The following is a 17,918-nucleotide window of genomic DNA, read 5'->3' as shown; positions in this document are numbered from 1 at the left end:
TAGATGATTTTATTGATGGAATTTTCTAATTCTATCTTATTATTTTTTTTGAAAAATGCAAACATTTATTAATGTTTAAATTATAAATTATTTTATTACTATTATTTTATTATAATTCATTAAACTATGATTCCATAGTTTTTTTAATTTTGGGTATTTAAAATGAATGTACAAGAACGTGTTAATAAATTTGTTAAAGACAGTAAAAGAGTATTGAAAGTATCAAGAAAACCTGATGGGCAAGAATACAGAGAACTTGCTAAAGTTACATCAATTGGTGTTGTTATTATTGGTGTAATAGGTTTTGTTATAATGTTACTCGGTGCATTAATCGGTTTATAAAACCGTTAATCATTTCTTTTAATCCAAGATATTATAATAGAATTTTGTAATAATTTTGTATCTTTTTGATTTAGATTTTATTTGAGTAAGGTCTATAATCAATTATATGATATTATTAGAACCTAGGGAAGACGGGGGATAGCTTAGTCAATTTTCGCATTTTTGTGAATTACCTAAGAATCTGCAATTAATTTTGCAGGCTTCAAATAACTTTTAACTTAATGTATGATTTTATTAACCAGTAAATATAGAAATAGGTGAATTTTTCATGGAAGATACTAATAGTTCCATATATGCTCTTAAAACCTCTGCAGGTCAAGAAAGGAATGTTGCCAGGTTGCTTGCCCGTAAAGCTAGAACCATAGATGGCATAGGCATTTCTTCAATTCTTGTTCCGGAATCTTTAAAGGGGTATATTTTAGTTGAATCTTCAACAAAAATAGATCTCAGAAATCCTGACTTAAAAGTACAACATTTAAGAGGGGTCGTTGAAGGTAATGTGGGCATTACTTTTGAAGAAGTAAAAAGATTCTTAAAACCAGAGCCAATTATTTCCTCTATTCAAAAAGGAAGTATTGTTGAGCTTATTTCTGGACCGTTTAAAGGGGAAAGAGCGAAAGTGGTTCGTATTGATGAATCACGTGAAGAAGTCGTTCTAGAGTTAATAGAAGCAGCAGTGCCTATTCCGGTTACTGTTAAAGCTGATCAAATTAGAATAATACAAAAGGAGGCTGACTGATGGCTAAAGATACAGTCGAAGTTCTTATCGAAGGTGGAACTGCAACTCCAGGACCACCATTAGGACCTGCTTTAGGACCTTTCGGTATTAACATGATGCAAGTAGTTGAAGAAATTAATAAAAAAAGTGCTGACTTTGCAGGAATGAAAGTACCTGTTAAAGTTATCATCGACAGAGATACCAAAGAATTTGATATTGAAATTGGTACTCCACCAACAACTGCTCTTATCATGGAAGAATTAGGCATCGAAAAAGCTTCTCATGAACCAGGTTTAGATATTGTGAATGACTTACCAATTGAAACCGCTTTAAAAATTGCTAGAATGAAATTTGATTCATTACTTTCTAACGATTACAAAGCAGGTGTAAAAGAAGTTATGGGAACCTGTGTAAGTATGGGATTATCTGTTGATGGTAAAGACCCAAGAGAAGCACAAAAAGATGTAGATGCTGGAAAATATGATGATATCTTATTAGAATAGATATAATCATTCAATTTAAAATTAAGTTAATAATACAGTGTATATGATGTTATAATTACGGTTATAATTGATATACTGTTTTTAATTCATGCAATCGTTTATAGAATTTTTTTCTTAGTAATCGATACTCATGAAACCAAATGAAAATCCAATGAACAATAATGTTCATGGGGGATGAATATGACACAAGATGTAGTTAACGCGGTGAAGGAGGCTAAAGAACAATCAAAGCCGAGAAACTTCACTGAGTCCGTAGATATAATTATTAATCTTCGTGACTTAGATGTCAGAAAGCCAGAAAATAGGTTTAATGAGGAAGTTACTCTTCCTAACGGCCGTGGCAAAGAGGTAAAAATCGGAGTCATAGCTGATGGGGAACTCATTGTTCAAGCTAAAAATGCTGGTCTCGATCTTGTAATCAACAAAGCTGATTTAGAAGAGTTTGGAAAAGACAGAAAATCTGCTAAAAAAGCAGCAAACACTGTTGATTTCTTCATTGCTCAAGCTGATATGATGCCACTCGTTGGTAGATTCCTTGGTCCAGTTCTTGGTCCTCGTGGAAAAATGCCAAAACCAGTGCCTGCAAGTATCAAACTTGACCCTCTTTTAGAAAGATTACAAAGTACTGTTAAAGTTGGTGTAAAACAACAACCAAGTATTCAAATTGTTGTTGGAAGCCAAGACATGTCAGACGAAGACATAGCAGAAAATATTGAAACTGTTCTTACAGTCTTAGACCGCAATTTAGAAAAAGGAAGAAGTCAAATCAAGTCCATGTTTATAAAAACAACTATGGGACCAGTAGTGAGGGTGATCTAATGGCTCATGTTGCTGAATGGAAAAAGGAAGAAGTTAAAGAGCTTGCTGGAATCATTAACGAATATGATGTAATCGGTATTGTCGACTTATTAAACATTCCTGCAAAACAGCTCCAGGAAATGAGAAAATCTCTTAACGGTAAAGCTGTTATCAGAATGTCTAAAAAGAATCTTATTGACTTAGCTCTTGAAGATTGTAATGCTGATAAAAACAACATTGTTGATTTATCTGGACATATGGATGGTCAAGTTGCACTTATTGCAACTGAAATGAATCCTTTCAGATTATACAAAATATTAGAAGACAGCAAAACCTCAGCTCCTGCAAAACCAGGATCTATTGCATCTGATGATATTGTTGTGCCTGAAGGAGACACAGGATTTGAACCAGGTCCATTCTTAGGTGAATTACAACAAGTTGGTATTCCTGCAAAAATTGACAAAGGTAAAATCTGCGTACAAAAAGAAACTGTTGTTGTTGCAGCAGGTGAAGAAGTATCTAAACAAGTAGCAGCTACCTTAGCAAGAATGGATATTAATCCAATGGAAGTGGGAATTGACTTAAAAGCAGTATATGAAGAAGGATCAATCTATACTTCAGACGTACTTGCAATCGACGAAGAACAAACATTAGCAGATTTACAAAAAGCATTTTCAGGTGCATTCAACTTGTCTGTTAATGCAGCTATACCTACTACAAAAACTATTTCCGCAATATTATCTCTCGCACATACCAGAGCTGTCAGCGTTGGTGTAGAAGGAGCTATATTGACTTCCAAAACTTCAGAACCAATTCTCGGTCTTGTAAATGCTAGAATGTTAGCTATTGCTTCTGCAATTGCTGATGTTGAAGGCGCAATTGACGACGAATTAGCACAAAAAATTTCCAATGCTGCTGTAGCAGCTGCTCCAGTAGTGGAAGAAGAAGTTGTTGAAGAAGAGGAAGAAGAGGAAGAAGAAGAGGATAGTGAAGAAGAAGCAGCAGCTGGGTTAGGAGCTCTCTTCGGTTAAATTAATTAATTAAAATTTTTATTATTTAATAACTAACACTTTAAAAAACTAATGGTGATAACATGGAATATATATATGCGGCAATGATTTTGCACAGTGCAGAAAAAGATATTAACGAAGAAAATGTTAAAAGTATTATTGAAGCAGCAGGTATCGATGCTGATGATGCTAGAGTTAAAGCATTAATCGCAGCTTTAGAAGATGTTGACATCGAAGAAGCTATCGAAACCGCAGCTGTTGCAGCAGCAGCTCCTGCAGCTGCAGCTCCTGCAGCAGCTGAAGCAGCTGAAGAAGAAGAGGAAGAAGACGAGGAAGAAGAAGAAGCTTCTGAAGAAGAAGCAGCAGCTGGATTAGGTGCTCTCTTCGGATAGATTTTTTAAATCTATCACCTTTCTTTTTTTTTATTTACTTTTTTTACGTAGTTATTGTAGTTAATGCATTTTTTTTAATTTAATCCTGTTTCAAGCTTTTTTTTGATTAGTAATTTCATTTAAAAATAGTATATCTAAAAAATAAAAAAATAAAATAGAGTTGCTTTCTCTATCTTATTACGGTTGCATATCTTTTAATGGTGTCCTTGAGGTATGTTGCTTGGTAGATAACTGTTTTTCCAACTTTAAGATTTTTTAAAATTGTTTTGCTGATGGTTAGTTTGGCAATTCCGTTTTTATTTGTTTTTACTTTGTAGTTTTTGCCATTGAATTTGAATGTGACCATTTTATTGGCTAATGCTTTTTTCCCTTGTTTAAGATAGGCTTTCAGCACTATTTGTTTTGCGGATTTTTTAACAGTTACTTTTCCAAGACTTAAAACGTGTTTTATAACTAAATTTCTTGTGATTTCTGCATTGCTGTATGTGGCTGTTATTTTGTATTTTCCTGGTGAAGGATTTATGTTTAGGGTTGCGTATCCTTTTTTATTGGTTTTTACCTGTTTTATGTATCTGTTGTTTATGTAGAATTTTACATATTTGCCATTGATGGGATTTCCTTTCAAGTCTGTTACTTTCACGTTAAATGCATTTGAGGTTCCATAGTATTTTGTTAAGTCTTTGGCTATTAGTTTATTGGTTACTACCTTCAATTTATAGACTTCATAATTTTCACATGATTCTGAAACATAGTTTATTGTAATATAATACTCTCCCTGTTTTAATTTAGCCAAAGAAACTGTTGCAGTTCCATTAACCAGTCTTGTTTCAAATTTGATTTCTTCACTGTCGTAGTATGAGTAGTCTTCTATTGTGACGGTTATGTTTGCGTCTTCTTTAGAGGATATTATGGTGATTAATCCTGTGCCTTTGTTGATTGTGGCGGGTACTTTATATATTGGATTAACATTAAAATAACCTGTTTCCTTATATAAAACTTTGTTATTTTTTACATATAATACGTCAAATGAGTAACGTCCGACTTCAGATATTTTAGGCAGTTTAACATCCAGATTATCGCCGTCAGGTTTTCCTGTGTAATTTTTACCGTTGAAATTAACTAGGATGTTGTCCTTTATTGTTTTTGCCTTATATAAAAAAACATGAGCATTCTGATTTACATTGAATTCACAGTTTTTCAGATAATCTATCATAATATCTTTAATAACGCTCTGGATTTCAACATTATAGTCAGTGCCGTCATATGCGGCAGTGATGTTGTGTGTGCCCGGTTTTGCATATCTCATTGAAAGGGTTGCCTTGCCGTTTTTAAGTTTCACTGATTTGCATTTTGTTCCATCAACATAAACTGTTAAGTTTCCTTTTGCATTTTTTGGTAATGTTAGGGAAATGTAGTTATCTTTTCCATAAAACCACTCATATACTGGGCTTATATAAATTTTTGGAGCAATCTCTATTGTTGCTGTTTCAGTTTTTGCATAATAATTTTTATCTCCCAGATATGTTACAACGACCCTATGTTTTCCAATAGCAAAATCTTCAGGTAACTTTATGTAATAATATGCGAGCTCTTCAATATTCCTTGTGTAGTCAATACCATCTATTGTTACAATGAATTTATTCTTATCAAGCATGTCACAACCAAAAATGCTATATTCATATGATTTGTATATATAATCTCCATAGATGAAAGTTTCATTTATACAAAGATTGTAATCTACTGTTAGATTAAATTCTTTATAATATTCCGGATACTTTTCATCTCCGGAATATGAAACACTCATTGTATATGTATTATTTTTTACAGGTGCCTTAAGTTCATCATTTAAAGAGACATAGGCAAAAGTGTCCTGACTGTTGCAAACAGTTTTTCCGTTAATTTTTATTGTTATTGTTCCTGTTGCATCTTTCGGTAATGTTACTGCAGCTGAAGAGCAGTAATTTAAAATAACTTTTTCTGGAACGTTCACAACAACATTTTCAATATAAATGGTGTAATTTCCACTTAAGTTTTCATATTCGCTGTTTGTGCATTTTAATGTGAGATTATGCTCTCCCAAATCTATTCCTGTTGTATCAACATATAATTCCACATAATCCTCTGGTTGATATTCATAATAACATTCTACATTTTTACCATCAATTTGAGCCTCAAAAGATCCTTTTAACTTGTAGGAAATTTCAAAAGTGACGGGATTTCCTTTTGCAACTATTCCTTTTGATAATAAATGAATTCCCATGTCCCTACCGGCATAATAGTCATCATCATAATAATCGTGATAATTTGAATTACCCCAGCTTCCAATTGTGTTTTCCTCAGCAGAATCCGGTTTCATTAATGGTTCGTTTTCATCTTGTGTTAGGTTGTATTCCATCATGATTTTATCAGATGAAATCTGTTCTCCTAACGCTTCGTTTTCATCTTGGGTTATGTTATTGTCTTCTGTTGCACTGGCCGATGCAATTGTCAGTATTGCAAGCAATAACATAAGTACAATTAAAGTATGTTTTAACTTCATTTTAATCGCCTCATGTTATTAGTATGTGTCGTGTATGAATATACTTTTTTTTGCTTGAAAAGCGATTCAAACATTTAAATTTAATTTTTTTCATAATTCCTAAAAAATCCATTTTTTCAAAAATTTATTTATCATATAAAAGATATATTATATACTAATAAACAATTTAAATGATTTTTATGGTAGAAATTTTTGATAAACTTGGTTATAAAAAACAAACTTGCAAAACTTGCGGACAGGAGTTTTACTCCCAGGTCGACAGGGACACCTGTGGGGACGCTCCGTGTGACGAGTATGAATTCATTAACAATCCTGCAACCGAGAATTCGTACAACTTATATGAAATCCAGAAAGTTTTTAGAGAATTTTTAGAAAGTGAAGGGCACACACATGTCCACAGATACCCTGTTCTTGCCAAAAGGTGGAGGGATGACGTATTCCTGGTTGGTGCATCCATATTCTGTTTCCAGCCTTGGATTACTTCAGGTCTTGTAAAGCCTCCTGCAAACCCAATTGAAATGGCTCAGCCTTCAATCAGGCTAAACGACGTTGACAATGTCGGAAGAACCGGCCGTCACATGACTTGCTTTACAATGGGAACCCACACTGTAATCAACAAGGAAGATGATTTCATTTATTGGGAGGACCGTACAATTGAATTGTGTCATAAGTTCTTTGAACACATTGGCATCAACACTGAAGAGATTACATTCATCAAATCCTGGTGGAGTGGTGGAGGTAACGAAGGACCATGTTATGAAGTCTGCTGCAGAGGAGTGGAACTTGCAACATTGGTATTCATCCAATACGAAACCCTTGAAAACGGAGACAAAAAGGAAATTCCAATTAAAGTTGTTGATACCGGTTACGGCCTTGAACGTATAGCCTGGATTTCACAGGGAACTCCAACTGCATATGATGCATGTTTCGCACCTGTCGTTGATAAACTGAAAGAATTGACTGGTGTTGAAATCAATGAGGATATCCAGGGAAGAAACGCCCAGATTGCAGGAATGATGGATATTGAAGACATTGGGGACTTGAAAGAACTCAGACAACAGGTTGCAGATAGCTTAAATCTCTCTTTGGAGGATTATTTAAAAGCGGCCGAACCGATGGAAGCAATTTATATCATTGCTGACCACACAAGATGTTTGGCTTTCATGATTGCCGATGGCATTATCCCTTCCAATGTTAAGGAAGGTTATCTTGCACGTCTGGTGTTAAGAAGAACAATCAGATTCATGAAGGATTTGAACATGAAGGAATCTTTGGCTGATGTAATGGCTATTCAACTGGATTTCCTATCTAAATTTTACCCTGAAATTCGTGACTCAGAAGGTCATATCATGAATATCATTACCTTGGAAGAAGAGCGTTATGCCTCAACAGTCAAAAAAGGAAAAAGCATCGTTAAAAGGTCAATCAAAAGACTTAAAAAAGAAGGCAAATCTGAAATGCCTCTTGAAATGTTAATAGATTTATATGATGCTCATGGAATACCTCCTGAAACTGTTGTTGAAATGGCCGGCAATGATTTCACCGTCAATGTTCCGGATAACTTCTTCACTCAAGTTGCAGGAGCTCACGAAAAGGACACCTCTAATAAAAAATCCACATTTGAAGTAGACTTCCCTGAAACTGATTTATTGTTCTATAAAGATTTCTACCAAAAAGAATTTGAAGCGGAAGTTTTGGGCGTAGTTGAAAAAGATGGAGACAAATGTTTAATCTTCGATAAAACAGTATTTTACCCTGAAGGAGGGGGTCAACCTTCAGACATGGGTATCGTTTCCATCGATGGAAATGACATTAACATGAAGCATGCTGAAAAGATTGATAATGTTGTATTGCATCATATAGATGACGACATTTCTGATGATGTTGTTGGCAAAAAAGTTACAGGAAAACTTGACTGGACAAGAAGAATAACTCTTGCACGCCACCACACAGGAACTCACCTGGTGATTGCGGCTGCAAGAAAAGTATTGGGTCAGCACATATGGCAGGCAGGATCACAAAACGGCCTTACAAGGGCACGTATTGACCTGTCACACTACAAGCGTATCACACAGGAAGAGCTGAATGAAATTGAAAAGCTTGCCAACGAATATGTGATGGACAACATTGACTTGGACATCCAGTTCCATACTCGTGATGAGGCGCAGGAGCTGTACGGCTTTGTGCTTTACCAAGGAGGTATCGTTCCGGGCAAAATGATTCGTGTAGTTAAAGTCCCTGGCGTTGATGTACAGGCCTGTGCAGGTACACATGTCTTAAGAACTGGTGTAGTCGGACCAATCAAAATCAACAAAACCGAAAGGGTTCAGGATGGTGTTGAAAGGATTGATTTCTCAGCGGGTCTTGCTGCAATCGATTCAATGCAACATGATAATGAATTGCTAAGGGAAAGTTCAGCTATTTTCAAAGTTGAAAACGACCAATTGCCAAAAACTTGTGACAGGTTCTTCAGTGAATGGAAATCACAGAAAAATGAGATTGATCGTTTGAAATCAGAAATCGCATCACTTAAAATGAATTCTCTTGCTGATGACTTTGTTGAAATCAATGGCTTGAAGGTAATTTCCGAGAAAATGGAAACAGACATTAAGGAACTTCAAAAAATAGCTACTGACTTTACCGATAATGGAAAGGCGGATGTAGTTATTATGGGAAACAGTGACGGTAAAATCGTTGGTGCAGCTTCCCAGAATGCAATTGACAATGATATAAAAATCAATGAAATTATAAAAACTGCCGCAGGTGTTTTAGGTGGTGGCGGCGGTGGTCGCTTAACTTTAGCACAAGGTGCAGGTAAAAACGCAGATAAAATGGATGAAGCTATCCAAACTGCTGTTGATTTAATAAAAGGATAATTATTTTATCCTTCTTTTTTTTTAATCAAACGAAATACTACTCTGATGTATTTTTCTTCATTTTTATTATTTTTTTTTTGAAAATATTGTTTTTTAACATAATTTATATATACTTTCTTTCATAAAAATACATTTCATATTATATTTAATGGGGGTAAAACTTATTAAGAATTATAAAATCATGTTTGTCATTGCCGTTCTGGTATTGATATGTTCAGTATCGTTTGTCAGTGCAAATGAACTAGGCAATGCTACAAATTTGGAAAATGATGGATTAAGTTTGGAGGAATCTGATTTTCAGGTGGATGTTTTAAACACTGTCAATGATGATTCTTCAATAGATGATAATTATACTTCTTCTCAAGAAGATGATTCGAAACTCGGATTTTCCGGTGGGGAAGAAGTTTTAAATGTAAGTAATGATGATCAGTTATCCGATTCAAAAATGGGAACTTCTGATGAATTGGCGAAGTTAATTAATGATGCTAAACCGGGCTCAACAGTAACCTTGGATAAGGATTACAATATACGTCTAGGTTCTTCTCATGCTATTGAATTTACGAAAGCGATTACACTTGATGGTAGGGGACATACTATTTTCGTTTATGCATATGCTTTTAAAATAAATCATCCTCCCTCATCAGCCTACTTGCAAATAAAAAATATTAATTTTATAAATGGAATAAATGGAATTATTAAAAATACTAAGGCAGCGGGTCCTTTTATAATTTCCAATTGTAATTTTACAAAACCGGAGAATGGGAATAATGGAGGTGCAATTGTTGTAAGTGGGAAGTATGAATCATATATTATTAATTGTACTTTTACAAATTGTGTTGCTTTTCCTAGAACTAAAGTTGTTAAATTGGAGACTTTTTCTCAAATATTTTCTGGTGCATCTAGTTCGGGTGGTGCCATTTATTCTAGTGCTCCGATTACTGTTAAATCTTGTCGTTTTGAAAATTGTACTGCAGGAGATGGCGGTGCAGTATATGTAGCGAGGAGTCAGGCCAAAATAATAGATTCTGTTTTTGTTAATAATCGTGCTGGAAGAGGCATTAATGTGGAGAGTTTTAAGCATGGGGGTGCCATTTATGTTTTTAAGGCAGCTGATGGTGTTTTAGTTAAAGGATGCACATTCATTGGCAATCATGCTGACCGTATTGGGGGTGCAATATCAGTTAACAGTGAGAATACTAGAATTGAGGATTGTATTTTTGATTCTAATTACATTGGGACTGGTCGTTATAACATGGGTGGCGCAATATATGTGACTAATAACCAGGAAACTCCTAAAACTTCTATTCAAATAACTAGGTGTTCATTCAATAATAATGGATATGTTGGCAATGAACATTACTGTAAATATGGTGGTGCAATATTTTTCTCTAAAAATATTAATGGAGGAACTATTTCATATTGTAATTTTACAGGCAATAAGGCATCAAAATATGGTGGTGCAGCATATTCGGAATCCACATGTCCTAATCTTAAGTTTATTGGTTGCATCTTTACTAAAAATCATGCCAATGACAAAGGTGGAGCAATATATTTTGATTCTAAAAATAATGTTGTTGATGGTTGTGTTTTTGATTCCAATTCCGCTGATGATGACGGTGGAGCCATTTATGTTGAAGCAAGATACAATTCAATAAAAAATTCCTTGTTTACTAACAATAATGCTAAGGATGAAGGTGGTGCTGTTTATATCAATGCAAGATATACAAAAATTGATTTATCCGCTTTTACGGGTAACTCTGCTAAAAAGGGTTATGATATTTATTGTGATTCCAGTTATTGTAGTCTCACAGGTTCCATTATTTTAGGAAACAGTCCTAAGAACGCAATTTACTCTTCAAGCAGTTTTTCTGCTTCAAAAAATTGGTGGGGTAATGTAGCCAGCAATAAAGATACCAAACCCGATGTTAATAAGAAAGTGAACCTTGAAAATGATTGGAATTATCTTTACTATACTGTTAAGTATGATTATACGAAATCAGCACTTGCTGCAGTTGTTGAAATGTGGCTACAAAATGTGCGTGATGGTGGCCTTTCTCCTTATTATCCATTGGTGTTTGATTTGAAATTCACCAATACTGTTTCAAATCAAAATACAATGACTTTTCATAGGGTTAGTGATTTTATTGTTCCATTAGTTGAGGGTAATACTGCTGTTACTATTTCAACAAAGGGATGGTCTCATAAAATCGATTTAAATTATGGTAATCCTTTAACTGTTTATAATCGTTCCCTATCCAATCTAAAGTGGGATATTGACAATGCAGGTTCTGTTCTGAATTTAACCTCAGATTACGAGTATATGGATATTTGCGATAAAAAATTAATCAATGGAATTTTTTTCAATAAGGAGTTGGTCATTGACGGTAATGGTCATACTATTGATGGAAAAAATACTGCTTCATTATTCGAAGGGGGCTTTGCTAAGGATTTGACCTTGAAAAACATCAATTTTGTCAATATCAAAAATATTTATAAAGCCAATGGAAATCTTTTCATCGAGAATTGTACATTCAACAATTGTGGAAATGGTTTAGAGCTGCTTAGAATTACCGCAGGGGTAATTTCAATTATAAATTCTAAATTTTATAATTGCAGTTCTGATTCTTCTATGTTCATCTTTGATTCTTATGGGGGGCCTGATGTATCAATAATTCGCTGTGAATTTATTGGGGATGATGCTAATTGTCTTATGGAGGGGTACCGTTGTGAATCCTTTAACTTTGTTCATAATATTTTCTTGAATAATAGTTTTACTGATATGCATAATTTTAAGATGGGTGATCCTGCACGTGCAAGTTATGATTACAACTGGTTTGGAAATACTATTCAGGATTTTGATACCCTACCTCGTGTTAATGTTGATTTGGATAATTGGATGGTTTTAGACCTTGTAAATGGTGAAACATTTGAAACAAAGTATGTTTATCTTAAAGTTTACAATGCAAATTCCCAAGAACTTGAAAACAACACTGCTCTGAATATTGGTTTCAATGTTTCTTCTGTAAGTGGTGTTGTCGGATTTGTGGATGTTGTTTCCGGTGTGGGTGTGATGAATTATGCCTTTGCTTTAAGGGATGTTGTGACTTTAAGTCATTTGTCCCATAATTTCACATTTTATGTTGAAAATTACCTGCCGGGTTCTTTTTCAGATTTGCAGTATCAGATTAACAATGCAGGTTCTGTTTTAAACCTGAGACGCAACTATGAGTATATGCCTGCTTGTGATTCTCAACTCAAATATGTTACCCTCAGTAAACCATTGATATTGAACGGCAATGGTTTTACAATAGATGCTAAAGGTATGGCAAATATTGCTAGAATCACCGGTAATGCTGTTCAAGTTTTAAACACTACTTTCATTAACAGTAACGGTTATGCAGTCCAGATTATGGCTAATAATGTTTTGATTAATTCAACTTTCGTCAATAACACTAATATTGTAGGTTTAGGTGATGGAGGTGCGATTAGGGTATATGAATCCAATAATGTTGTTATCGATTCTACATTCATTAATAATACTGCTGATGGTGGAGGCGCAATTAGTATCGATACATCTAAGAATGTTGTCATTGACTCAATATTTGTGAATAATGCTGCTAAAATAGGTGGTGCAATTTATTCGATTTCTTCTGATGTTTCAGTTACTGGAGTATTTGTAAACAATTCTGCTAAAAATGGTGCCGCCATTTTTATCTCTGCTACTTCTGATAATTTAAATAGGATTTATAAATCATTGTTTATGTCAAATAGGGGAAATTATAGTGTTATTAGTGTTAGGGGTACTCCAAAGTTTCATGTTGCTGATGTTCATTATTCAATTTTCCTAGATAATAACTGTCTTTATGACATCACATCAGGTAACAAGGACAGTGTTTATGCGGATTATAACTGGTTTGGAAACACCAATGAAAATTACAATGTTAAACCTAATGTCGAATCAAGTGTTAACTTGAATAGATGGTTGTTTTTGGATGTAAATGCCAACAGTACTCTTTTAAAAATAGATGAATCCGCAGTCATTAATGTTAGTCTGAATAAGGCTTATGACCGTACCTCCAGGAAGGTTTATGATGTGGAAACTAATCTGCCGGATGTTTGTTTCGATGTTTTATCTGTCAATAATGCTGTAGCTTTGGATAAGCTGGAATTGGTTGGCGGCAAATGCAATGCGTCTTACATGCCTGTTAATGAGGGTGTGGGAAGTGTTGATTTCAAATATTATTCATTTAATAAAACAGTTACATTTAATGTGGTTACTGTTCCTGAAGATTCATTTACAAAATTGCAGGAAATTATCAATAATGCAAGTGTTCATGACAGTATAGTCTTAAACAGGTCTTATAAATATTACCCTAACTTTGATAGTGATCTTAAGAACGGTATTGTGATTAATAAAAGTTTGATGGTCAATGGTAATGGTCATGTGATTGACGGTGCAAATCAGGCCCGTTTATTTAATCTTACTACCAATTCCATTGAATTGTATAATTTCATTTTGGTTAATGGTTATGCGGAAAAGGGCAGTGTTATATATTCCAATGCTTCAGGCGATAAGCTGTTAAGTTCAATTGTTTTAAATTCAACTGATTCATTAATTTATTGTCCATTCTGGTTTGTTGCGAATGAAAACTGGTTTGGAAATACAATTGATGATTATGATGTCTCTCCTGTTGTTGAAGGCGACCAGGTTGAATTAAATAAATGGTTGTTTTTAACAGTGGATGTGTCCAAATTCGACTTGTTTGTTGGTGATAAGGCAATCATTACTCTTAACTTGACCAATATGTATGATGTAACTAAAGGAACTAATTCTACATTCACTGGCATAATTCCAGTCACTTTTGACTTGTCCTGTGTTGGTGGAGACATCAATGTTTCTGAGGCCACACTGATTGATGGTGTTGCCGAATTAGAGTTTATCGGCGACGGTATTGGGCCAGGTTATCAGGAAATGTCCTGTTATAATGTCAATGAAGAGTTTTACTTTAATGTAAGTTGTGATGATGATTCATTTACTGCTCTTCAGAAATTAATCAATAATGCTAATGGCAAAGTTGTTTTGCAGCATGATTACAGGTATTACGATTATGATGAGAAACTTAAGAGTGGAATTTTAATTAATAAATCACACATTGAGATTGATGGTGACGGACATGTCATTGATGCTTCAAATAAAGCCGGTGTGTTTAATATTACTGGTGAATATGTTGCCGTATATGATGTGTCTATCTTTAATTCCAAAAATACTGTTTCAGTTGATGGAGGATATGCTGCTTTCGATAATGTTTCATTTATCAGTAACGCTGATGTAATCTCTGTTGTTGATGGTACTATGGAAATCGTGGGTTGTTATTTCCTCAATAATTCCAATGTTGTTGATTTGAAATCTTCTTATGACGTTTTCATTTCAGATTCCACATTTATAAATAATACAAATATTATCAACGCATTTTATAGTACTTTGACAGTTAACAATACTAGTTTCAAAGGTAATGATGTGGGAACATATTGTGTTAGTTTGATTGATTCCAATGCTGAGATTTACTCCTCTAAGTTTGATGAGGTTAATTTAGTTGATCCGATTTTCGTATCAATAGATTCTGAATTATATTTATCCAAAAATACATTAAGCAAATCTCAATACATTGATAATGAGGGTACTATAACTTCAAAAACCAGAATTGCTATTCCAGGTGAAAAGTATTATGATTTGTTAATCTATGATAATTTGACTTTAAATGCCACAGTTTATGATGACAACGACAATATTATTAAGGTCAATGATTTGGAATTTAATATTAATCCAACAATTGACTATAATGAAAGTTCACAGGGTACTGTTTGGATTTTGGATGTTTATTGTTATCCTTGTGGTGAACATGAAGTTAATGCTTCTGTAATTGATTCACTTTCTGATTATAGTTCTGATAGTGTCTTGTTAGATGTTTCTAAGTTTTCATCCAGTGTTGATATTGTTTCATTGGATAACATTACCTGTGGCGAAGTTTTAAACGTTAAAGTGGAGTGTACTAACTTTACAGGTGCAGTTATTGAAATTAGTGATGCTTCCGGTGAGGTTATTTTCAGACAAACAGGCGATATGACAGAGATTAATGTCGAATCATTGGATGCTGGCGTATACATATTAACATACACCAATGTAGGAAATGATGAATATGAATCCAGTTCTGTTATTGCAACATTTGAAGTTTATAAAATTGGATCTGATGTTGTTATTGTAGATAAGCTCAGTTCTCTCTATGCTTTTAATGATTATCAGATAAACTTTACTGTATCCAATAGGACTAATGTCACTGCAAAAATCGTTGATTTAAAGACAGGGGAAGTTATTGTAAACATGAGCGTTCATGCGGATTGTCTTTATGTTAATTTGCTTGCAGGTTCATATAATCTTACCGTAACCAATGTGGGTGATAATAATCATGAAACTTCTTCCGATTCGATGGTATTTGATGTATTGAAAGTTAAATCATCAGTTAAAGTTGATGATGTGTCTGATTATTTCTATGATGATGTTTTAATAACATATGAGGTTGTTAATGCATCAGATGTCCATGTGGTTATTCGCGATTTGGCTACTGGTGATGTTAAATATAATTTCACATCAACAAACACTTCAATTTCTGATTTGTATTTTGACAGTGGTCGTTATAACATTACACTTTCTGTTGAAGAATCTGAGAGTACCAGTTACAGCAGTGATTCTAAAGTCTTCAATGTTTTAAAAGTCGGTTCTTCAATTGTTGTTGATGGTTTGGATGATTATGTTTATGGTGATGATGTAGAGGTTGATGTTATTGTTGATAATCGTACAACTGTTGTTGTTGAAATTAGAGATAAAACCGGTAAAATAGTTTTCAATGAAATCATTGAAGGGGATTACCTGCCAATGCCTGATTTGTCTGCCGGTGAATACGTTTTATTTGCAAGCAATTTAAAAACTGATAACGTTGCTGGAAGCAATTATACAAAAGCATTCACCATATCTAAGGCAAATTCAATAATTGATATTATATACTTCAATGATACTCTTCCATGGGGTTATTATTTCGATGTGGAATTTGATGGGGACAATCTTACAGATGTTTACGTTATTGTTCGTGACAGTAACGGTAATGAAATTTCCGGTGGAAATTTAACTAATGATTATGGTTATTTCCTATATAGGTTAGGTAATTTAACTCTTGGCAGTTATTCAATTGAGATTATTAATCCTGGTGATGAAAACATAACAGGTTGCAGTGTTTCAATGAATTTCACCATTTTTAAAGGCAATTCCACTGTTTATATTGAGAATATTACTTCTGTTTATGTTGGTGATGATGTATTCATTGAATATTATGTTTATGTCCCTGGAATAATTGATATTGTTATTATGGATGCACTGGGAAATATTGTTTATCATGAAGGAAACGCAAATATTTTCAATGTCACTGTTTCCGGTTTGCCTGCAGGGTACTATACTGTCAATGTGACTAATTTGGAAACAGAAAATGTGTTTGGAAATTATTCTGTAAGTAATTTCACTGTTTTCAAATATGATTCAAACATTACATTAAATGATGTAAAAGATGTTGTTTATGGTGAAAATGTTTTAATAGGATTTGAAGTTGAAAACCCGACTGTTGTAAATGTTAAGATAACTGATGCGAATGGAAATATTGTTTATGATGAAAATAAAACTGATTACAGTGTTTTAATTACTGGTTTGGATGCAGGAGATTATACTGTTAATGTCACTAATATTGAAACATTCAACGTGACTGCAAGCAGTGATTCCAAATCATTCAGGGTCCTGAAGGCATCAATTGTTCTGACAGTTTCAGTTGATGATTCTGTTTATGGGGAATTATCCATTGTTAATGTGGGTTCTGATGTTGATGGTAACTACACTGTAAATATAGGTGATAAAGAATTGGTTGTTAATGTTGTTAATGGCCAAGGAGTAGGCACTATTACTCTTGATGCAGGTGATTATACTGCCAAAATCAATTTTACTGATGACAATTATGATATCTACACAATAGACGATTCATTTACAGTATTTAAAGCGAATGTTGCTGTGAGTGTTGAGGTTTTAGATAAAGTTTATACTGCTAATGTTAGTGGTAATGTATTTGCTAGTGTTGATGGTGAGTACAAAGTAGTTATTGGTAATTTTGAAGCGCCAGTCACTGTTAAGGATGGTGTTGGTAGCTTTGATGTTGGAATATTGAATGTAGGTAACTATACTGCATCTGTAAGCTTTAATGGTACTGATAATTACAACTCTGCAGATAATGAAACTGCTTTCGAAGTGACACAAACTGGAACCAACGTTAACATTATTGTTAATGCTTCTGAAATTGTTTATGGTGATGTGATTAACATTACTCAAAGCCTTCCGAGTGATGCAACTGGAAGTGTAACCTATACATTAGCAAATGGAACAATAATTAAAGTTGTGGGCGTTAATGAGTCATTTGTATTGTCTGGTTTGAATGCTGGATCTTATGTAATCTATGCTAATTACAGTGGGGATGCTAATTATGCTCCTGCCAGTGATAGTATTACAATAATTGTGGATAAGGCTGTTAATGATGTTTTAGTTTATTCTTCTGATGTTGTTTATGGTGAAAAATCTAATGTTGTTGTATTTGCTGATGTTGATGGTGAGTATGCTGTCGTTATAGGTGATGGTAGGTTCATTGTTGATGTT

9 protein-coding genes are annotated in these 17,918 nt (G+C 33.9%); 8 read left to right on the top strand and 1 reads right to left on the bottom strand.

All coding sequences use genetic code 11. The features are described 5' to 3' along the window. Window positions 1-162: 162 nt before the first annotated feature. From UIB65_RS03830 to rpl12p, 6 genes are all read left to right on the top strand, one after another. Window positions 163-342, top strand: coding sequence for a protein translocase SEC61 complex subunit gamma (locus tag UIB65_RS03830; RefSeq protein WP_330039799.1), 180 nt, complete (start codon window positions 163-165; stop codon window positions 340-342). 268 nt (window positions 343-610) lie between these two features. Beyond that, window positions 611-1,081 carry a transcription elongation factor Spt5 gene (locus UIB65_RS03825; protein ID WP_296803757.1) on the top strand — a complete coding sequence of 157 codons (471 nt, stop codon included), beginning with the start codon at window positions 611-613 and terminating at the stop codon, window positions 1,079-1,081. Then, window positions 1,081-1,563, top strand: coding sequence for a 50S ribosomal protein L11 (locus tag UIB65_RS03820; RefSeq protein WP_330039798.1), 483 nt, complete (start codon window positions 1,081-1,083; stop codon window positions 1,561-1,563). The genes UIB65_RS03825 and UIB65_RS03820 overlap by 1 nt, the downstream gene beginning before the upstream one ends. Window positions 1,564-1,743: 180 nt before the next feature. Continuing rightward, on the top strand, window positions 1,744-2,382 hold the full coding sequence (locus UIB65_RS03815) for a 50S ribosomal protein L1 (RefSeq protein ID WP_330039797.1): 639 nt from the start codon (window positions 1,744-1,746) through the stop codon (window positions 2,380-2,382). After that, window positions 2,382-3,392, top strand: coding sequence for a 50S ribosomal protein L10 (locus UIB65_RS03810; RefSeq protein WP_330039796.1), 1,011 nt, complete (start codon window positions 2,382-2,384; stop codon window positions 3,390-3,392). Before UIB65_RS03815 ends, UIB65_RS03810 begins: the two co-directional genes overlap by 1 nt. A 62-nt stretch (window positions 3,393-3,454) precedes the next feature. Beyond that, window positions 3,455-3,763 carry a 50S ribosomal protein P1 gene (gene rpl12p / locus UIB65_RS03805; RefSeq protein ID WP_330039795.1) on the top strand — a complete coding sequence of 103 codons (309 nt, stop codon included), beginning with the start codon at window positions 3,455-3,457 and terminating at the stop codon, window positions 3,761-3,763. A 169-nt stretch (window positions 3,764-3,932) separates the two neighbouring features. Here rpl12p and UIB65_RS03800 read toward each other — a convergent pair whose 3' ends face one another. Next, entirely contained in the window at window positions 3,933-6,302 is a 2,370-nt protein-coding gene (locus tag UIB65_RS03800) for an Ig-like domain-containing protein (RefSeq protein WP_330039794.1), read from the bottom strand. Window positions 6,303-6,472: 170 nt separating this feature from the next. Here UIB65_RS03800 and alaS point away from each other — a divergent pair, with 170 nt between their 5' ends. Beyond that, a complete protein-coding gene (gene alaS, locus UIB65_RS03795) occupies window positions 6,473-9,178 on the top strand; it encodes an alanine--tRNA ligase (protein ID WP_330039793.1) in 2,706 nt (901 codons plus the stop codon). Between the two features lie 181 nt (window positions 9,179-9,359). Then, the coding region (locus tag UIB65_RS03790; RefSeq protein WP_330039792.1) for a right-handed parallel beta-helix repeat-containing protein at window positions 9,360-17,918 on the top strand (8,559 nt) is incomplete at its 3' end.

Source organism: Methanobrevibacter sp., from assembly GCF_036307625.1.
Lineage (GTDB): Archaea > Methanobacteriota > Methanobacteria > Methanobacteriales > Methanobacteriaceae > Methanocatella.
The sequence above is the reverse complement of the archived record's forward strand: the minus strand, read 5'-3'. Positions and strand labels throughout refer to the sequence as shown.